This is a genomic window from Sphingobacterium sp. UBA3519, from assembly GCF_002377215.1.
In the GTDB taxonomy this organism is placed as follows: domain Bacteria; phylum Bacteroidota; class Bacteroidia; order Sphingobacteriales; family Sphingobacteriaceae; genus Sphingobacterium; species Sphingobacterium multivorum.
Genome location: NZ_DFPI01000006.1, coordinates 125,904 through 144,747, shown reverse-complemented (window position 1 = coordinate 144,747; position 18,844 = coordinate 125,904). Strand labels below are relative to the sequence as shown.

The following is an 18,844-nucleotide window of genomic DNA, read 5'->3' as shown; positions in this document are numbered from 1 at the left end:
TTTGTAAGGGTAACAGTCTATTAGGATGTCTTACTAATAGAGCGGATTATTTAAACAATAGAATTGATCAATGTCGGAAAATAAAGAAAAGAATTTTGAGCAGCTTTTTCGCACACATTACAAGGAGTTACATCGTTATGCCTATCGATATCTAGGTGATAGTGATGTGGCGGAAGAGGTTGTGCAACAGGTGTTTTTGCGGCTTTGGGAACGCGATTGGGAGGAGCAGATACATACTTCATTAAAAGCTTATTTATATCGGGCTATTTATAATGAAAGTATGAATGTGCTAAAAAAGGAGCAACGAAAGCTAAAATATCAATCACATGAGCAGCATAAACAGGATTTTGCGCCTGCAGTTGATGAAAGTACACGGGATTTGGACGAAAGGCTCCAGATTGCCTTGGCGGAATTACCCGAAAAAAGTCGGACGGTTTTTGAGTTAAGCCGTTTTCAGGAAATGAAGTATAAGGATATCGCAGTAACCTTGGATCTGTCGATAAAGACTGTTGAGGGACATATGAGTAAGGCGCTGCGACATTTGCGTATTGAACTTGTGGATTATTTAACATTGATTATTTGCTTTCTTATCTATAGGCTATGAATAAGGAACTGTTAGAAAAATATATCGTTGGTGAGACCAACGAGGTAGAGAATACCATGATAAAAAATTGGTTGGAAGAAGATGCCAACAATAAGGAGGAATACATAAAAATGAAAAAAATCTGGGATAGTTTGCCGAAACCCCTAGATGTTCCTGATGTGGATGTGGATAAGGCTTGGGCTGACTTCAAAGTGGTACGAGATAAAAGAGCGTCAGAAGCTGCGTCGTTACCCCAAAAAATGACTCCTGTGAAGCAATGGAGCTGGTGGCTCGCCGCGAGTATCTTGATACTCTGTGCAGTAGGATTCTATGTATTTGATCAGTCGCATCGTGAAGAAATGTTTCTTTCGAGCAGGGATCAAGTGCGCCAAGATTCCCTTCCTGATGGCTCGGTTGTTACACTAAATAAAAATACATCGCTGGCTTATTCAAGTCGTTGGACCAATAAAAATAGAAACGTGACCCTGGAAAGAGGGGAAGTGTTTTTCCAGGTTCACAAGGATAAAAAGCACCCCTTTGTCATTGAAACGGGTAAAACCAAAATCACGGTATTGGGCACAAGTTTTAATGTGCGACGGATACCCGATGCGACGGAAGTTATTGTTGCTACAGGATTGGTCAAAGTGGGGTATGCAAATAAGGAAGTCTTTTTGCGGCCACAACAAATGATTACGATCCGGGACAGGGATACGATAAAAGTAGGAAAGGAACCTGTCAAAGATCAGTTTTATAAATACTATGTTGATCGTGTGTTTGATTTTCAGAATACCCCATTGAAACGTGTTGTCGAGGTGCTCAATCAAGCTTATGACTATACGATTATTATAGATCATTCTCCTGATCAGAAATTGTTATTGACAGCAAAATTCGAACAAAATAGTTTAACTGAAATTTTGAAAGTCATTTCTAGCACATTTGGATTAAAAGTCCATGTGAAAGATAGGGAGATTCATCTGACGAGATGAGCCAACAAATAGATATATTTTCGGAACAAAATTGTATATAAAAACAACATGATACTATTTTTTATAAAAAGGATAGAGCTTTACCTCTTCATTTTAATGCTGTGTTCGTTCCATTCGGGACGAGCACAGCAAAAGCTTGCTGTAGAGATTCAGATGCCTGTTTTTGCGGAGACCACAGTAGGTGAAATCTTTCAGCTTTTGAAAGAGAAGGAAGATGTATTGTTCTCCTTCAATGGAAATATCCTACAGACAGTGTTATTCATACCAAGCCTTTTAAAGGAAATTTGTACGATTATCTAGATGGGATTTTGGGAAAGGAATATTCTTTTAAAGAACTGGGCAGACATATTATCATTCAATATACACCACAACGGATGTCGGTAGATTTTGAAGTACAAACACCCACTAAGAATAAAGTGGTTATAACAGGTTATATCAAGAATATTCGAACCAACCGCCCGATTTCCAATGCGAGTATCTTTGATCGAAATGCTTTACTGTCTACATTGACGGATCAAAACGGCTACTTTGAACTAGATGTAAAGAAAAGGAGTAATCTCATTGCTGTGAATGTGAGTAAGGAGGCTTTTCGGGATACCAGTGTTATGGTGATTTTTCCGATAGAAGCGCGAATTGGAGAAAAGAAGACGCGTGATTATGGCTATTTTGAGGGTTATGAAGAAGATCATGGTCTTTATCGATCGTTTTGGGGACGGGTGTTTCTCTCGCCTGCCCAGAAGATCCAAAGTATGAATTTAGGTGGAATGTTTTTGTATAGTCCTTACCAAATTTCGATGACACCGGGATTAAGTACGCATGGTTTTATACGCTCGCAAATTGTGAATAAATTTTCCATCAATATCATTGGTGGATCTACGGCGGGCGTAAAAGGTATGGAGCTCGGTGGCGTATTTAATATGAATCAATATGATATGCAGGGTATGCAGATGGCTGGGGTGTTCAATGCGGTGGGCGGAAATGTGCGTGGGGTGCAGCTCGCCGGTGTAGGAAACCGTGTTTTCGGAGAAATGAAAGGTTTGCAAATGGCAGGTGTTTTTAATGGCGTAGGTGGAAATGTAAGTGGGGTACAGATCGCTGGTGTGGGAAACCATGTTGTCGGGCAAGTAAAAGGTCTACAAATAGCGGGTGTTTTCAACAAAGCAGATACGGTGAGAGGAGTTCAGATTGCCGGAGTTGTAAATTTGACGAAAGATGCTTCTGGAACGGTACAGCTTGCCAGTATACTTAATCATAGCGAATCGACTGTTGGAAATCAAATTGCAGGCCTCGCCAATAAAGCAAAAAAAGTAAAAGGAATTCAATTGGCCGGTATCGTCAATATCGCGGATAGCAGCGATTATCCCATTGGTCTGCTCAATTTTATTAAAAATGGCGAGAAAAGTCTTTCAATAGCAATTAATGAAGATAGCTACCTCGGACTGCAATTTCGTTCAGGTGGTCGTGTACTTTATAGCCTATTATCGATCAATGTGGCACTTGAAGGTAATCGACCTGATAAATATGCCTTTGAAGCTGGGTTAGGAGCTGTAGTGCTCAATGGGTCTAAATTCAGTCTCCGCACTGAAATAACAGCGCGTAATCTTTTGACCGAGAAATTTAAAATGCTGGATAACCATCAGTCCTCGCTGCGGATAATTCCAGCCTTTAAATTAAGTGACCGTATATCTATATTTGTTGCTCCCAGTTTGAACTATGCGGAGCGAGATGAAAATACAATTTCTGGCGGTAGTACGGTATGGAAAGCTTGGCGAAGAGACCGAACACGAAATACATTTTATGGCGGTGGAATGGCAGGGCTGATGTTAAAATTATAAAACTGAAAACTATTTGTTAATAGTGTTGTTCTATAGATAGCTTTTAAACATTTAACATTTTACGTAAACGCCCAATATCAATTTGATAGCGGGCGTTTATCTTTGTATAGCTGATTGGAGAACAGTGTTTAAGCGACTGTCGCAGTCTTTAATACATTACGGTAAGGATAAGAATGGAAGATGTGTCTGCGGGCAAATCGACCTAAAGAATCTGCGTTGACAAATTTAATATAGTCATTCCGCTGAACACCAAAATATTCATATTGACTACCATCGTGAAAAGTGACTGTCAATATTTGTCCTTTCCAGTCAATATCCTGAATACCAGAATTGGTAATTGTCTCCGTGTAGATTGGTAACTGTTGCTCTAATGTTTCCGGACAAATGCTTACCAGAAAATGGTATGCTTCGATCATTTCAACACTTTTTTGCTCTGCAGCCAAACGACCTTCTTCATCATTGACAAATTTATCGGGATGACATTCTTTCATGATTGTCCGGTAAGTAGATTTTAGGGTTTTCAGATCCACAGATTTATCTACATTAAGTAACTTCCGGTAGTCGGCAATTTTTTTCATGGCGGCAAAGATATGCTTAATAATCAGATTATTCGCTATGAAATAAGAAATTTTCTTATTTCTTCAACAAGGTTTTTACATAGAGTTGCTCGACCTTCTCTCTTGCCCAAGGTGTTTTCCTTAAGAAAGTTAGGGATGATTTGACACTCGGATTTTCATTGAAGCAACGGATGGATATGCGTTGTCCCAACTCTTCCCAGCCATAATACTCCACTAAATATTCAATAATGGTGTCGAGTCTTTTTCCGTGTAATGGATTATTAATTTGTTCTTGCATGTCGTAAAGATAATAATCTTCAAATTATGGATTATGCTAATTTCTATGGTTTGAATGAAAATGGAACAGAACTTAGTGTGTATTAATATTCATTAAGTTGTGTGGCCAGCTTTTCTAGATCTAAATTGAGCTGTTCGTCCCAAATTGCTCCCGTAGCATCCAGTTTTCCTTTGACTCCTTGTATGAGTAGATTTCTTTTTTCGTCAATTTGAGCTCCTAATCCCTGCAGGATACGCTGTAGTTCGACATGCGCTGTTTCGCCTTGCGCAGCAGCAGTAATGATACTAACGGGCTTATCGGTGAAAACCGTCGTTGCGGCGCACCATTCAAGTAGATTTTTTAATCCACTGGGTACACTGAAAATATATTCAGGGCTGCTGATCAATACTAAATCGGCGTCATTGATTACCTGGCGAAGTGCAATAATTTCAATAGGTGGATGAGATTGGCTCTCCTCTGGATCAAAATGAGGCAGTTCTTTAAGACGATCAAATAGGGTGAAATGGATATCGGCATTGATCTCCTGTTGGAGGTGATTTACAATATGATGATTGGATGAATGTGCACTGGCGCTACCAACAATGGCAAAAATAGTTTTCATGTGAGTTTAAATCTAATCAACGGCTGTATACTGCTGCTGAGTTTTTACTTTTTATATTCTTAATTTAGGAACTAAATTACACTATTCAATTCAAACGATTGACTTTGTTCTTCGCTTCAATGTAATTTTTCGTTTCTTTCTCCTTTTACCGATTAAGTTTATACTTTTGGAACTGAGGACTTATATTAGCCTTTTTTCGGATTATATGCTTTATTATGAGAAATAAAATGGGGTACCGCTTATTGTGGGAACGTATTCGTACTGGAGACGAAACGGCTTTCTTTGACCTATATGCGGCACTCTATCAAGAGCTTGTCAATTTTGGAATACGTACATGTGGCGATAGTGACCTGGCAAGTGAAGCAACCGATCAGGTATTTGTGAAAATTTGGGAAAAACGAGAACAGCTTGACCGGGTCGAAAATGTACAGTCCTATCTCATTACTTTTTTAAAAAGACGTATTCTGCGTTTGCTGGAGAAACAACATAAAATAAATACAGCCCTTCAACATGTAAAAGCTGAAGATGATTGGGTGGAGATGCCCTATGAGGAGTTTGTCATCAAAGTACAGACGAATGAAATCATACAGATCCGTTTGAAAGAAGCACTGGAGAAGTTATCATTTCGTCAAAAACAGCTGGTGAATCTCAAGTTCTTTGAGGGATATTCGTATGAAAAAATCTCAGAAATTACACAAATGTCTGTAAAGACAGCCTATAATACGCTTTACGATGCTTTGAAAATCCTACGGGAAGAGTTAAAAGATATTTAAGTTTAACCTGTTGTGGTTCCTTTGCAGATCCAATAATCGTTTAGCATGCGCTGAAAACTATTACAGAATGCTATTCTTGTATTCTTTATTTAAAATAAAAATCTGAATTTCAGTGTTTTATGAAATATTTTAAATTTTCTTTAGGCAAAAGAACGTCTTTTGGGCACTATAGAGTAAATACCCAAAAGAATGAGCCAAAAAGATTATAAACAGTTAGAAGATTTTTTGATTGACGATACTTTTCAAAAGTATTGTTCGGGAGAAGATAAAAACTGTATTCTGTACTGGCAACAATATAGCCTGAACCATCCAGAACAAGCGGAGACGATTCTGAAAGCCAAACGCCTCTATCAACTCTTGGTTGGCAATCGTCGACCTGTGAATGAGCAATTGGAAAAATTGAAGACAGATCTGCAGAATGTTCCAGTGGAGCATCAGGCATCCTTTCGGTTTAACTGGCCCAAATGGGCAGCCATTGCCGCTGTACTTGTTGCATTGGTATCGGGCGGAGTTTGGTATTATGCTCAACCCGGTAAAGTTGATTCCTCATTGCCAATAAGCGCAATCGGCCAAGTATATCAAACAAAAAATGGGGAGAAAAAGACCTTCGAATTAAGTGATGGAAGTACAGTAACGCTAAATTCTGCGAGTAAATTAGAGTTGTCCGCAGATTTCAATCAGGAATTGCGTGTGGTGCGGCTTGCTGGTGAAGGCTATTTTCAGGTAGCAAAGAATAAGGAGAAACCTTTTGTGGTACAGGCAGCTGATTTTGATATCAAGGTACTGGGGACAACATTCAATGTAAAGAGTTATTCTGATGAACCTACAGCAGAAGCATTGCTAGTGGAAGGCTCTATTGAGATGACGAGCAAAGGGCAGCGTGAAAATTCTGTTGTCATCAAACCGAATCAAAAAATCACGATCTTTAAGAATCAAACTGAAGTAGCAATCGCTCGTAAAACCAATAAACCAAACGCGAGCAAATTACCGATTAAGGAAATTGCCATAGAGAATATCCCTACAATAGAATCCAATACAGCTGAAATACCAGACATTGCGTGGCGTGAAAATAGATTAGAAATCGTGGACCAAGATTTTGAATCACTTCGTAGAACACTGGAACGTTGGTATGATGTGGATATACAAATCCAAAATGATCAATTAAAACAATATCGCTTTACGGCAACCTTCAGCAAGGAAGGTATTGTTCAGGTATTAAGTGCTTTACAGGAAGTTGAACCTTTTAAATTTAATGTATATGGGAAAAAAATAACTATATCAGAAAAGTAAAAAGGATGGTGGACCAACACCATCCTTCATTGAAAAAATGATTAACCAAAAGCAGCAACATTGGGGCGTGCTGCTTAATATTAATTTTAACCAACACTAAAATATGATTAAAAATTGCTTATTGCAAATGCGCAATGGATATATTGTGCATTTTAGATTCATTATCCGGATGAAACTAGCCTTAATTATGACTACGTGTGCTGTTATGAATGTTTCGGCAAATGTATTTTCCCAACAAAAAGTCTCCTTGGATGTCCAAAAAACAAAACTGAGCAAGGTACTTAAAATGATCGAAGAGCAAAGTGATTATTACTTTGTCTATAATTCGACGAACGAAAATTTAAATAAAGAAGTGTCAGTCAATGCGAATAATACCAAGGTATTGGATGTATTGGCTAAGCTTTTCAATAAAAGTGGATTGGTTTACTCCGTTTCTAAGGAAGGTCTTGTGGTTGTCAGTCAACAACAGCAGGTAGCTGTCGCAGGTGTCGTCACGGACGATAAGGGCAATCCCTTAGCTGGTGCCACGGTACGTGTTAAGGGAACCGCGGTGGGGCGGGCAACAGATATCAATGGACGTTTTACGATCGATGCGGCAACTGGAAACACCTTGATTATTTCTTTCGCAGGTTATACTTCGCAAGAAGTCGCCGTCACCAAAGAGGGGGATCTGAAAATTGTTTTATTGGAAGACAATCGGATGCTCAATGAGGTTGTTGTGACGGCATTGGGTATGAAGAAAGAGAAACGCTCGTTGGGGTATTCTGTTACGCAGGTTGCCGGTGAATCACTAACCACAGCGCGTGAAAATAATGTGATGAATTCACTTGTCGGAAAGGTGGCCGGATTGGATATCAGTTCTACATCTGGTGGGGCTGGAGCTGCGTCCAATGTGACCATTCGTGGGGTATCAAGTTTGAACCAGACAAATCAGCCATTATACGTAATCAATGGTATCCCCATGGAAAGTAAACCAGTAGGAATTGGAAATGCTAATTCCAAGGGAAACTCAGGAAGCCAATGGGATAATGCACCCGATCTTGGTGATGCGATCGGCAATATCAACCCAGACGATATTGAAAGTATTTCGGTTCTAAAAGGTGCGGCAGCATCAGCATTATATGGCTCAAGAGCGAAAGCTGGTGTTATCCTCATTACGACAAAATCAGGTAAAGGTAATTCGATCGATTTCAATAGTAACCTTGTTGCCGAGCAGATCATTGACAACACCAATTGGCAAACAGTGTATGGTCAGGGGGCGAACGGTGAGAAGCCAACAACCCAAGCAGGAGCGGCCCAAGTGGGCGGATCGAGCTGGGGAGCTAAATTGGACGGTTCTCCCGTAGTCCAATTTGACGGTGTATCAAGACCATATTCATTACAAAAAGGGAATTTAGATAGGTTTTATCGTACGGGTTCAACATGGACAAATACGCTGGCATTAAATAAATCATTTGATGGCGGATCTATCCGTCTGTCGGGAACAGATGTCAATAACAGGTCTGTTGTTCCAAATTCGGGACTGAAAAGACAGTCGTTTAATTTGGTCGGACTTTTTGAACCACTCAAAGGTTTGACGATTGATGCGCGTTACAACATGATTTTGGAGCAGGTCAAAAATCGTCCAATGGTTTCTGACGGTGCAGGAAACGCCAATTACAACGTTATGTTTTTGCCAACGAGCATTAATGTCAATGATTTGAAGCCATGGAAGGATGGCAATGGAAAAGAGATACTCTATAATTCAGGCAATGTGTATGCGACCAACCCTTGGTTTGCTGCAAATGAGTTTATCAATAACACCAATCGTGACCGCTCCATAGCCTCTGTTACGGCTAAATATACGATGGGAAACGGTTTGTTTGTTCAAGGAAGAGCGGGACGGGATGGCTATACTGATCATTATAAAAATGTATTGCCTTCTGGTACGGGTTATTATGAAAATGGTAAAATCGCTGAACAAGAAACCAAATTTGCGGATATTAATACGGATGTTTTGGTTGGTAAGTCATTCACTTTCGGTGATTACACCCTGACGCCTAATCTCGGAGCGAGTTACAGAAATACTAAAATCAGACAAACGACAAATTTGGGTACCGACTTCGCGATATTCGGTGTTTACAATATTTTGAATGCAAAAAATAAATCGGTAGCGTATCTCGAAAGCGAATCGGAGACACAGTCTACTTACGGTACCTTAGAATTTGCTTATAAAGATGTCGCCTATCTGACAGGTAGTTTGCGCTCTGACTGGTTTTCTACGCTAGCAACTCCGGGAGTGGATAATAAATTGAACTCGGTTTATCCAGCAGTTTCGGGATCATTTATCTTTTCAGAATATCTAAAGCCATCGTGGTTGAGTTTTGGAAAGTTGAGGGCAGGTTTTGCTCAGGTAGGGCAGGCAACAGATCCTTATCAAACCTTGCTAACCTATAATTTTAGAAGCGAGGTACTCAACGGTCAACCGTTAGGGGTTATTAACAATGTGAATATCCCGAACTCTTCCTTGAAAGCTTCTACAGCAACAGAGTTGGAAATTGGAACGGAGTTGCGTCTTTTTAATGATCGTGTAAACTTGGATCTAACCTGGTATAACAAGAAGTCGAAAGATGAGATTTCTTTTATCACAACCCCTTCAGCAAGCGGGTACGCCGGTGCCGTACTCAATGCCGGAAAGATGCAAAATAAGGGATTTGAAGCGTTGATTTCTGCTACTGTTGTTAAAACCGAAGATTTTAAATGGGTGTCTTCATTGAATGGTTCTTACAACGACAATAAAGTGATTTCATTGGCTGAAGGAATGGACGAACAGACGGTAGCAACGTCCCGTTCGGGTGTAGGTTACTTAATGAATAAAGTTGGTATGCCTGCTTTTCAGATCATGGCTTTCGATTATAAGTATGATAGCAATGGCGAGATCGTAAAATTGGCTGACGGTTCTCCTGACCGGGGTGAGTTAAAGTCTTATGGTTCAGCTATGAATAAATGGTTTGCAGGTTGGAACAATGAATTTAACTACAAAAGGTTTAATTTCTCTTTCTTGATTGATGGAAAGTGGGGTGGAAAGCTTTTCTCAGGAACAGACTACTACGGTTACATTTTTGGATTGCATCAGGAAACTGTGGCAGATCGTGAAAGCTTGGGTAGAACGGCCTCTACTTATTATACCAATACAGCGAATAATGTATCCAAGATATTTGTAAACAGCGCTGATTTTGTAAAGTTGAGACAGGTCGTTATGGGGTATACTTTCCCTTCCAACTTATTCAATAACAAAGTTAAGTCAATTACGGTAAGTGCTGTAGCGCGCAATCTCTGGACGATCATGAAGAAAACAAATAACATTGATCCAGAATCGAGCTATAATGCAACTTTCCCGGGTTTAGAACTTGGCGGTGTTCCAGCAGTGCGTACTTACGGTGTTAATTTAAGTGTTAAATTCTAATTGCAAACAATCATGAAAAGATATATTAAACCGGTATTTGTTAGTTTAATGGCGGCTACATTATTTATGGAAAGTAGCTGTACCAAAGATTTTGATAAGATAAATACAGATCCAGTTGCTTACGGAAAAGAAAATTGGGATCCAAATTATACATTGAGCTCAGCACAATTATTTTACACCGGAAGTTTTGATTTTGCATACGATACATGGCGTGGAAATCTGATTTATTCTTCCACAATGATGCAAGGTTTATCGACCGTAGTGAGTTATTGGGCTGGGGACAAATATATGCTGAATGAAAGTTATACCGCGGCTTATTGGGGGACGGGTACAGTAGGGGCCTATATTGAGCAGGTTCGTAATATTGTGGATGTGGTTGAGTTTACAAAAGACAAACCAAAATATGCAAATCTCCACAATGTCGCCCGTATTTGGAAAGCTTTAATTTTCGCACGCTTAACTGATTTGTATGGCGATGTTCCCTATTCGGAGGCGGGACTGGGTTTTTATACCAAAGTTTATAAACCGAAGTATGACAAGCAGCAGGATATCTACGCTGATTTGCTGAAGGAACTGGAAGCGGCTACTGCAGCGTTAAAGGATGATGGTGATAAAGTCACTGGGGATGTTATTTATAAAGGTGATATTGCCAAATGGCGTAAATTTGGTAATTCTCTACTGCTTCGCACAGCGATGCGTTTGGTTAAAGTAGACGAAGCTAAAGCGAAAGAGTATGTGCAGAAGGCTGCGGGCAAGACAATGGACAGTAATGCTGACAATGCATTTATTTTACATGATGAGTCTGGATCTCGGGTAACGCAAAATAGAAATAGCCAAGTTTTATTGGGTGATGGTGGTCAAGAGAATTATTATGTCAAATGGTCTAAAACATTTATTGACTATCTAAAAAGCAATAATGATCCGAGGTTACAAAAGGTAGCTGTCACAAAACTGTATTTATCGGAAAAGGATAAAGGACAGAATGGGAGTTTTATCACAGACCCAACCAAGCAAAAGGGGATGCCTAACGGAAAGGATTTGGGCTCAAATGCGCAGTATAACATCAGTAGCGATCCAAGTTACACGACCTTTGCGGAATATTCTTCGCCCAATCCTAATATGATCAAGCGGACTGGCGCGACATTTATTTTGACCTATGGGGAATCCGAATTGCTTTTAGCAGAGGCTGCCCAACGTTGGGGCATCGGTGGTAGTGCGAGCGACCATTATAAAAAAGGGGTGAAGGCAAGCATTACGTATCTGAATCAATATGATGGTTCCTTGGCAATAAGTGATGCAGATGCCGAGACTTACTTGGCAGCAAATCCATTTAATGCTGCTGATGCCTTAAAGCAGATTAATACTCAATACTGGGCACATACCATAACGATGATGGACTTTTATGAAACTTGGAGCAACTGGCGTAGAAGTGGCTATCCAGCGTTAACTCCTGTGAATTATCCAGGCAATGCAACGTCGGGGACTATTCCAAGAAGATTCCCTTATCCTTCTACTGAAGCGGCTATCAATGGCGAAAACTACAGAGCAGCTTCGGCCGCAGTACCTGGCGGAGACAAGTTGTCTGGTCGAGTTTGGTGGGATAAATAATTACAATGGTTTGTTTTTGATTGAGGCTGAACTTTCGTAGTTTGGCCTCTTTAAACCTTTTATAAAATATGATAAACCTAAAAAATCAATTGCTGTTTGCGATCGCGACTTCCTGTCTTGTTTTTTCATGTAAAAATAATACTGAAAAAAAAGAAGTTGATGCGGTAAAATCAACTTCTTTGTCCGGTACCTATAAGCTTATTGAAAGCAAGACAATTAAAGGGAAGGATACGGTGACCGCTTTTACGGATGCCAGTAAAACAGAGATGTTTAAAATGTTCAATGATGACCATTTTTCTTTCTTTAACCACGATAAGGAAAAAGGTAAAGGGAAAGAACCGCTATTTGTAGCCGGTGGCGGTACCTATTCTTTTGATGGTGTCAACTATCAAGAAAGACTACAATATTGTTCAATGCGGGATTGGGAAAGCAATAAGTTTGATTTTAAACTTACTTTAAAAGGAGATACCTTGATTCAAACCGGTGAGGAAAATTTACCTGAATTGGGGGTTAAACATACCATTGTGGAAACCTATTTAAAAGTCAAATAATCAATATTCTTATACCTAGAATTTTAACATCCCTCTTAAGTTTATTTTATTAATGCAGGCACTCAAGATTTCTTGAGTGTTTTTTTTGTTTGCTGGGAGGCCCTTTAAAAAGGCTTTTATGCGATAATAGCATTATTTTAGAAAAAAAATAAAATTATATTGCAACATTTTCAACAGGGGCCCGACTACATAGTAGAAACATAAGAATTAACAGTATTAATTTTAGAACGTGCAAAATCAGCTTAGCGATAAGGAATTATTAGCGATGTGCCAAACGGGCAACGAGTCTGGCTTTGCGCAGCTCTATCATCGGTATGCAAAAAAGATTTTTAATTCTATTTATCGGGTTTTGTCGAATCAGGAAGAAAGTGAAGATATTTTACAGGAAACCTTTGTTGATTTTTTTGCAAGATCAGATAAATGGCATTTAGTGCTCAGTGTGGAGGCCTGGTTGAGAAGAATGGGGGTGAATAAGGCAATCTCACTGTTACGGAAGAATAAGCAATATTTTACGCCGGTGGATGATCTGGAAATTCAGGATGATGGCGAAGACGAATTGCTGGAAAAAGAATGGCGTGAATGTCGTTTGACAGATTTAGAGCATGTGATCGATCAATTGACAGGCGTGCCTAAGATGGTTGTTAATCTCTACCTGTTTGAAAACATGAGCCATGATGAGGTTGCGGAAACATTGGGGATGACAGCGGTTGCTGTACGTAGTCAATATCACCGTGCTAAAAAGAAAATTTACGAAGAATTGAAGGAAAGGTATAATTATGCGGGATAATTTAAAAGATTTTGTGAACGCTAATCGGGAAGCATTTGATCAGAGAGAACCTTCGGCTGACTTATGGAATAAAATAAGACCACAAGTAGTCCCCACTGTTCAGGAAAGAAAGATTAAGCCTTTATGGAAGTGGGCTAGTATTGCGGCAGCAGCTCTGTTAGTTGGGACAGCAACTTTTATTGCTTTTAATCAACAACGAGAAATAGAAGTAGAAAAGCCTGTGGCTGCGGTACATCCTATTACTGTTCCGGAAAAAGAAGACAATGCAAAAGCAGTTGATGCTGAGGTGATGGGAATTCATACTGGTAGCCAAGAGGCTTCAGCTCCCGTTAAGGCAATAGCGGGTATCGAAAGCAAAAGAAAACAATTGGCAAAAGTAAGCGTATCCGAAGCTGCTCATCGCGAAAAGGAAGAGAAGATGGATTATGTTCAGATGCTTCAAGATTCCAGTTCTGCGAGTACACGGTTAAGTGCTGTCTTGGCGATGAAAGATGGGGGAAGCTTAGATGGGAATAGTAGGGGAGCTTTAGAAAAGACTGCTGTATCAGATCAAAGCAGTAATGTACGCATGGCTGCAATTGAAACGATATTAAATGGACTTAGTCCGGAAGAACGTCAACAAAAGGTTCAGGACTTTTTTGTGGAGCAAAATGATCCCACTTTACAAATGGAACTGATGCAAATGATGGCCCAACAGGCGGATCCGACGATGAAGGCGACGACAAAGGAAAAGTTAAATGAAATTGTCGAAGATCCCTTTACCCTGAAATTTGTGAAGGAGCAGGCCTATGCAGTATTATTAAATCAATAACGGAATATATTAAGTTGGAAGTCGGATTGTGTATGTTAATCAATGAAAAAGCTTAAAATGCATTATTTGACACATAATAAAGTAAAACTAAAACGAAATGAAAAAGATAAGGATAATGATGATTGGGGTCGCACTGATCTTTGCAAGCGCATTGCAGGCCCAGGTAAATGAAAATGTTGAAGGAGTTGCTGCGCCAAAACCTCCTAATCCTCCTAAAAAGGCTAGAGCGGTGTCAGGAGTTGTTGTCAGTAATAATCATAATTTTACCTACAGTTCTGCTGGATTCGGCCGTTCCAATGGGCCGAAAAGCTGGAAAGAAATTAAAGTGCCCAACTTGGGGAATAAGCTCCTATTAAAATTGGATAATGTTTATATCGAAGGGTATAAGGGAAAAGACGTGCTGATTACGGCCAAAGTGGAGGAAAGTGAAGAAAATGACCGCGCCAAAGGCCTACGTGTGATCAATGGCTCGGGCTTATCGGATAATTCAGGGCTTGGTATGAATATCAAAACAGAAGGTGGGGTGACTGAAATAAGTATGGTAGGGATGCCCTTAGAAGATTCTATTCGTATCAGGATACCGATGGATCTGCCTGTGACGATCAAAGGCGGTCGTGGAGCGATGTTTAATGCTGGGGAAATCGAATTAAAAGATATCCGGGCTGAGGTCGAAGTTGCTAGTACAATGGGGAATGTGAATTTATTGAACGTGACGGGGCCGATCAATGTCAAGGTTGCACAGGGAGATGTAACGGCCAAATTTGTTCAACCTGTTAAAGGACCGATTTCTTTGGTCGCAGCAATGGGGGCCGTAGATGTGGCCTTTCCAAAGAATTTTGGTGCTAATGTGGATGTGAAATCAGCCATGGGGAACATCTATGCAGCAGACGAGTTTCAGTTTGAGAAACAGTCTGAAGAGCCGAAGTCAACGCCAATGGGAAATGCGGTGAAAGGCAAAATGAATGGTGGTGGACAGGATGTTATCTTAAAAACATCCATGGGAGATATTTACATAAGAACACAGAAATAAAAAAAATAGCCTGTTAGAATAACAGGCTATTTTTTTAGTTCCATGCGGACGAGGTATTGATCATTCTCATCTTCATACAAAATTTGGACAACCCAGCCCATTTCGTGCGAAATTTTAATCAACAAATCCTGATCTAAGTAGAGCCATTTGAACAGGTTTCCTTTTTTGCCTTTGTATTCGTATTGATATTGAATTTCCCCAAAATAATGCGCTGGTTTTTTGATGTTATAATCTTTGTACAGATAACTGATATCTGAAGAGTCAAAAATCAGTTGGCCATTTTCAGTCAATAATTCTTTGCTATGCTGTAATAGTTTTCGAAAGCCATCTACGTCGCCAGCAAGGCCTATTCCGTTCATTAAAAGCAATAGCGTATCATATTTTTGGCCTTCGAATTTATAGAAATCTTCGCAGATAATATGTTGTACCCCGCGTTGTTGCATAATATGGCAAGCGGTTTGCGAGAGTTCCAGTGCATCTACTTCAAACCCTTTTTCTTGTAGATACAGGCTATGGCTGCCAACTCCAGCTCCAACATCCAGTACACGTCCATCACATAAGGATAGTCCAATAAATTCCAGTTCAGGAAAATCATCGGGTTCCCGAAAGAAAATCTCAACGGGCATTTCATCTTGGTCGCCATAACTTGTATGGAGTATTAAAGGGAACTTTTCTTCTTGATGTACAAAGTAATCATCTAAGGCCTCACCGTATACATCTCTATGCATTGTCATCATCAATCATTAATACTTTTTTTGCAATATATATGGAGTCTTCATCTCCTGTATGTTTCATCGGTTCGTCAGATAGTTTGATAACTGGAGTCCATTGATCATCTTCTGGCAAAGCATCGGTCATCTTAATGACGATATTCATGGGTTTGAGTCCCACATCATTGGTGAAATTGGTGCCAACGCCAAAGGAATGCAAGATTTTTCCCTCACAGTATCTCGCGATTCTTTCGACCTTCTCATAGTCTAGGCCATCCGAGAATATGATTGTCTTTGAGAGGGGATTGATTCCATTTTTATTATAGTGTGCAACAACCTTATCTGTAAATTCAAGCGGGTCGCCGCTATCGTGACGGACTCCATCAAATAATTTGGTTAACTTTTTATCAAATTGCTGAAAGAAAACTTCCGTAGTATAGGTGTCCGATAGTGCTATTCCGAGGTCACCCCGGTAGACATCAGACCAATGTTCAAGGCCAAGGAGATTCGCCATTTTATATCCGTATTTGGCAGCGTGGAACATAAACCATTCATGGGCATGTGTGCCGATTGGTTTCGTCTCATATTTCATTGCTAAATGTACATTGCTGGTGCCTATAAATGTTTTTTCGCCGTATTGCTTCAGTGTGCGAACGACCAAATCGTGGACTTCATAAGAATGACGTCTGCGCGTGCCAAAATCAGCAATTGTGATATTGAGTTTTTTATATTTTTCGATTTTATCTTTGGCGGTGGCGATCACAGCTGCATCCGAGGCACGTTGTAGACCTTGGGATTCATAAAAAAGTTCACAGATAAGCGACATTAATGGGACTTCCCAAAGAATAGTACGGTACCAATACCCTTCGATAATGACTTCAAGGTCGGGGCCATCCTGAAATATTTTGATTTCCTCGGGATCGTAGCGATAACCTTGAAGAAAATCGAAATAGGTTGGGTCTATATAAGGACATGTCTTGGCAAAGAAAGCCTTTTCTGCTTTTGTTAACTTCAAATTAGCCATCTCATGGACGGCCTCCCTCAGGAGTACATCAAAACCATCGGGAAATTTATGATGTCCCCGATTAATAAAATGATAACGTGCCTTGGCCTTTGGAAACAACTTGACCACGGCATGCTGCATGGTGAATTTGTAAAAGTCATTATCTAATATAGAGGTAAATGAAGCCATCTTTATCGATCTGTTTTTTGTTTGAAGCGGTAAATTTACTAATTAACGTGAAAATGTATGGATTGTTCATGATAAATATAAAAAGACATGCATATAAAAGGCGGGTAAAATTTTTCATTTTACCCGCCAAATGTGAATTATTATTTTATTCGGCTGTCATTATCTTGTTCTAGATCTTTCTGATCCTTGCGAAGAACGTCCAGAGTTACGTTCGCCTGAGCTTTCTGAAGACCTTGATCGAGATACTGAGGATGAATTGTCTTTATTTGATCTACTTCTTGTGTTTTCGTAGCTCCGATTTTGAGTTGGTTGTGCTACAGGTTGCGACACAGGTTGGCTCGAACGTGTTCTGCTGCCATCATAATTTCCATTTCGTTGCGGCGTTGTCGTAGGTTGCGCAACTCTTGGCGGCACAGCCTGATCGGAACCGTTCGCACTAGACCGCGAGCGTGAATTATAATCTGTGTTTCTATTGTAGTCTGTACTTCTGCCGTTGGCTACACCATTATTGTCAACGGAGCGATTTTGCCTGTCCCTAGTGGTAGATGTAGGGTTGTTATTGTTTGAAGCATCCGACTGGCGACTTGATCGCGTTCTAAAATCATAGTTATTCGAATTAGGTTGTGTACCATTCGTATTTCTATTTATAGTACCATTGTCTCCGGTTCGAGTATTATTAATTGAACTACGGCTTGAACCACCGCTGTTGGCATCATTACGAGACCTTACAGAAGCATTTCCACTGTTGTCAATATATAACTCACGATTTCCTGATCTCGAGTCGATGTTATCTCTGTTGGTTATGACACGATTGGTTCGATCTGAAATCTCACTATTGTTATTTCGTGTTCGGGTAGAAGCATCTACGACATTCGTGGGGCGTGCAGAGGATCTTGTATTACGGTCTACATTCGGACGGTACATACTGATTTCATTACTGCGGTTGCTGCTACTGCGTACAGACCCAGGTCTATCGACACTTGCGATTCTATTCACTGTTACGCTTCTTCCTGTCGAACGTTCAATATCGGATCTTCGCGGACCGCCAACATAATAGTTGTTGTTAATTATCGTGGTATTATTGATAATGGTGGTTCTGTTGTAGATATTATTGTAATTTCTTCTATTAACATAATATCTATCCATGTCTCGCCGCATAAAGTGATTGACGCCTACAAATGTCCAAAAATTCATTGGGATATTAACGGATACATTAATATTCATGCCTGGGCCCAGAGGAGCCCAACCGTAGTAGTCATTACTTTGACGCCAATTTACCCATGCTGGTCCCCATTCATAGTCAGGAACCCATCCCCAGCCATAACGGTCATTGTAGTTCCAGCGACCATAGTGGAAAGGGGCCCAACCCCAGTCATAATTGGATACCCAGGTATTTCCATAGTCAGTCATTGTCCAATAACCATTGGTTGCATAAGGCTGGAAGTTCGGACCAACGTCCGGGATCCAAACATAACCATAATTGGGATCATTAACCCATTGTCCATAAGGTGAAAGCTGATCATAGAATAGCTGGAACGAAACTCCATCATTGTTATAATTGTTATAACCATTATTGTTATAACCATTATTATATCCACCCCGTTGGGCCATTGAAGTAGCGCAACTTGAAAAAGAAGCGATACCGATAAAACCAAGTACCCAATATTTTATGTTGCCTAAATTTTTCATTTCTGTAATATTTAAAAGTGTGACAAACTCTATGCTATTGTCTTTGTTATTATGACGGCATAACGTATAAAATGGTTTAATCGGTACATTAGAAATCT

18 protein-coding genes are annotated in these 18,844 nt (G+C 40.0%); 12 read left to right on the top strand and 6 right to left on the bottom strand.

Translation table 11 applies throughout. The annotated features are described in order from the left end of the window. The first annotated feature begins 70 nt into the window (after positions 1-70). Genes B3297_RS02660 through B3297_RS02645 form a run of 4 tightly spaced genes read left to right on the top strand, consistent with a single transcriptional unit; the run spans position 71 to position 3,404 of the window. Complete coding sequence (locus tag B3297_RS02660) at positions 71-604, top strand: RNA polymerase sigma-70 factor (RefSeq protein WP_070567352.1); 534 nt, start codon at positions 71-73, stop codon at positions 602-604. Next, complete coding sequence (locus B3297_RS02655) at positions 601-1,569, top strand: FecR family protein (protein ID WP_070567350.1); 969 nt, start codon at positions 601-603, stop codon at positions 1,567-1,569. Before B3297_RS02660 ends, B3297_RS02655 begins: the two co-directional genes overlap by 4 nt. 48 nt (positions 1,570-1,617) lie before the next feature. Further along, positions 1,618-1,869, top strand: a complete 252-nt coding sequence (locus B3297_RS02650; RefSeq protein ID WP_070567348.1) for a hypothetical protein — start codon at positions 1,618-1,620, stop codon at positions 1,867-1,869. Beyond that, complete coding sequence (locus B3297_RS02645; protein ID WP_286778380.1) at positions 1,854-3,404, top strand: hypothetical protein; 1,551 nt, start codon at positions 1,854-1,856, stop codon at positions 3,402-3,404. Before B3297_RS02650 ends, B3297_RS02645 begins: the two co-directional genes overlap by 16 nt. A gap of 128 nt (positions 3,405-3,532) precedes the next feature. Here B3297_RS02645 and B3297_RS02640 read toward each other — a convergent pair whose 3' ends face one another. From B3297_RS02640 to B3297_RS02630, 3 genes are all read right to left on the bottom strand, one after another. Beyond that, positions 3,533-3,982 (bottom strand): KTSC domain-containing protein, encoded by a 450-nt coding sequence (locus B3297_RS02640; RefSeq protein ID WP_070567345.1) that lies wholly within the window; start codon positions 3,980-3,982, stop codon positions 3,533-3,535. Between the two features lie 55 nt (positions 3,983-4,037). Continuing rightward, positions 4,038-4,259 (bottom strand): VF530 family DNA-binding protein, encoded by a 222-nt coding sequence (locus B3297_RS02635; protein WP_046674232.1) that lies wholly within the window; start codon positions 4,257-4,259, stop codon positions 4,038-4,040. 82 nt (positions 4,260-4,341) lie between these two features. Continuing rightward, on the bottom strand, positions 4,342-4,860 hold the full coding sequence (locus B3297_RS02630) for an NADPH-dependent FMN reductase (protein ID WP_070567343.1): 519 nt from the start codon (positions 4,858-4,860) through the stop codon (positions 4,342-4,344). 215 nt (positions 4,861-5,075) lie between these two features. Here B3297_RS02630 and B3297_RS02625 point away from each other — a divergent pair, with 215 nt between their 5' ends. The 8 genes from B3297_RS02625 to B3297_RS02590 all read left to right on the top strand — a co-directional run bounded on the left by B3297_RS02625 (position 5,076) and on the right by B3297_RS02590 (position 15,155). Continuing rightward, a complete protein-coding gene (locus B3297_RS02625; RefSeq protein ID WP_046674230.1) occupies positions 5,076-5,633 on the top strand; it encodes an RNA polymerase sigma factor in 558 nt (185 codons plus the stop codon). 189 nt (positions 5,634-5,822) lie between these two features. Continuing rightward, positions 5,823-6,923, top strand: a complete 1,101-nt coding sequence (locus B3297_RS02620) for a FecR family protein (protein WP_115047588.1) — start codon at positions 5,823-5,825, stop codon at positions 6,921-6,923. A gap of 103 nt (positions 6,924-7,026) precedes the next feature. Further along, positions 7,027-10,368, top strand: a complete 3,342-nt coding sequence (locus B3297_RS02615; RefSeq protein ID WP_236590839.1) for a SusC/RagA family TonB-linked outer membrane protein — start codon at positions 7,027-7,029, stop codon at positions 10,366-10,368. A 12-nt stretch (positions 10,369-10,380) separates the two neighbouring features. Next, positions 10,381-11,976, top strand: coding sequence for a SusD/RagB family nutrient-binding outer membrane lipoprotein (locus tag B3297_RS02610; protein ID WP_115047590.1), 1,596 nt, complete (start codon positions 10,381-10,383; stop codon positions 11,974-11,976). 68 nt (positions 11,977-12,044) lie between these two features. Further along, the gene (locus B3297_RS02605; protein ID WP_201303495.1) at positions 12,045-12,527 is read left to right on the top strand and encodes a hypothetical protein; all 483 of its coding nucleotides are present in this window, start codon (positions 12,045-12,047) and stop codon (positions 12,525-12,527) included. A 229-nt stretch (positions 12,528-12,756) separates the two neighbouring features. Then, a complete protein-coding gene (locus tag B3297_RS02600; RefSeq protein WP_115047592.1) occupies positions 12,757-13,314 on the top strand; it encodes an RNA polymerase sigma factor in 558 nt (185 codons plus the stop codon). Beyond that, on the top strand, positions 13,304-14,125 hold the full coding sequence (locus B3297_RS02595; protein ID WP_115047594.1) for a hypothetical protein: 822 nt from the start codon (positions 13,304-13,306) through the stop codon (positions 14,123-14,125). Before B3297_RS02600 ends, B3297_RS02595 begins: the two co-directional genes overlap by 11 nt. A 97-nt stretch (positions 14,126-14,222) precedes the next feature. Further along, positions 14,223-15,155, top strand: a complete 933-nt coding sequence (locus B3297_RS02590; RefSeq protein WP_070567332.1) for a DUF4097 family beta strand repeat-containing protein — start codon at positions 14,223-14,225, stop codon at positions 15,153-15,155. Between the two features lie 26 nt (positions 15,156-15,181). Here B3297_RS02590 and B3297_RS02585 read toward each other — a convergent pair whose 3' ends face one another. From B3297_RS02585 to B3297_RS02575, 3 genes are all read right to left on the bottom strand, one after another. Next, positions 15,182-15,892: a class I SAM-dependent methyltransferase gene (locus tag B3297_RS02585; RefSeq protein ID WP_286778379.1), complete on the bottom strand. Its 711-nt coding sequence runs from the start codon at positions 15,890-15,892 to the stop codon at positions 15,182-15,184. Next, on the bottom strand, positions 15,876-17,057 hold the full coding sequence (gene pncB, locus B3297_RS02580; protein ID WP_286778378.1) for a nicotinate phosphoribosyltransferase: 1,182 nt from the start codon (positions 17,055-17,057) through the stop codon (positions 15,876-15,878). The genes B3297_RS02585 and pncB overlap by 17 nt, the downstream gene beginning before the upstream one ends. A gap of 159 nt (positions 17,058-17,216) precedes the next feature. Next, positions 17,217-18,746 (bottom strand): DUF6600 domain-containing protein, encoded by a 1,530-nt coding sequence (locus B3297_RS02575; RefSeq protein WP_286778377.1) that lies wholly within the window; start codon positions 18,744-18,746, stop codon positions 17,217-17,219. Positions 18,747-18,844: the final 98 nt, after the last annotated feature.

Coding starts and splice junctions, on each gene's coding strand:
- B3297_RS02660 (WP_070567352.1), top strand. CDS start 71: ATGTCGGAAAATAAAGAAAAGAATTTTGAGCAGCTTTTTCGCACACAT.
- B3297_RS02655 (WP_070567350.1), top strand. CDS start 601: ATGAATAAGGAACTGTTAGAAAAATATATCGTTGGTGAGACCAACGAG.
- B3297_RS02650 (WP_070567348.1), top strand. CDS start 1,618: ATGATACTATTTTTTATAAAAAGGATAGAGCTTTACCTCTTCATTTTA.
- B3297_RS02640 (WP_070567345.1), bottom strand. CDS start 3,982: ATGAAAAAAATTGCCGACTACCGGAAGTTACTTAATGTAGATAAATCT.
- B3297_RS02635 (WP_046674232.1), bottom strand. CDS start 4,259: ATGCAAGAACAAATTAATAATCCATTACACGGAAAAAGACTCGACACC.
- B3297_RS02630 (WP_070567343.1), bottom strand. CDS start 4,860: ATGAAAACTATTTTTGCCATTGTTGGTAGCGCCAGTGCACATTCATCC.
- B3297_RS02625 (WP_046674230.1), top strand. CDS start 5,076: ATGAGAAATAAAATGGGGTACCGCTTATTGTGGGAACGTATTCGTACT.
- B3297_RS02620 (WP_115047588.1), top strand. CDS start 5,823: ATGAGCCAAAAAGATTATAAACAGTTAGAAGATTTTTTGATTGACGAT.
- B3297_RS02615 (WP_236590839.1), top strand. CDS start 7,027: ATGATTAAAAATTGCTTATTGCAAATGCGCAATGGATATATTGTGCAT.
- B3297_RS02610 (WP_115047590.1), top strand. CDS start 10,381: ATGAAAAGATATATTAAACCGGTATTTGTTAGTTTAATGGCGGCTACA.
- B3297_RS02605 (WP_201303495.1), top strand. CDS start 12,045: ATGATAAACCTAAAAAATCAATTGCTGTTTGCGATCGCGACTTCCTGT.
- B3297_RS02595 (WP_115047594.1), top strand. CDS start 13,304: ATGCGGGATAATTTAAAAGATTTTGTGAACGCTAATCGGGAAGCATTT.
- B3297_RS02590 (WP_070567332.1), top strand. CDS start 14,223: ATGAAAAAGATAAGGATAATGATGATTGGGGTCGCACTGATCTTTGCA.
- B3297_RS02585 (WP_286778379.1), bottom strand. CDS start 15,892: ATGATGACAATGCATAGAGATGTATACGGTGAGGCCTTAGATGATTAC.
- pncB (WP_286778378.1), bottom strand. CDS start 17,057: ATGGCTTCATTTACCTCTATATTAGATAATGACTTTTACAAATTCACC.
- B3297_RS02575 (WP_286778377.1), bottom strand. CDS start 18,746: ATGAAAAATTTAGGCAACATAAAATATTGGGTACTTGGTTTTATCGGT.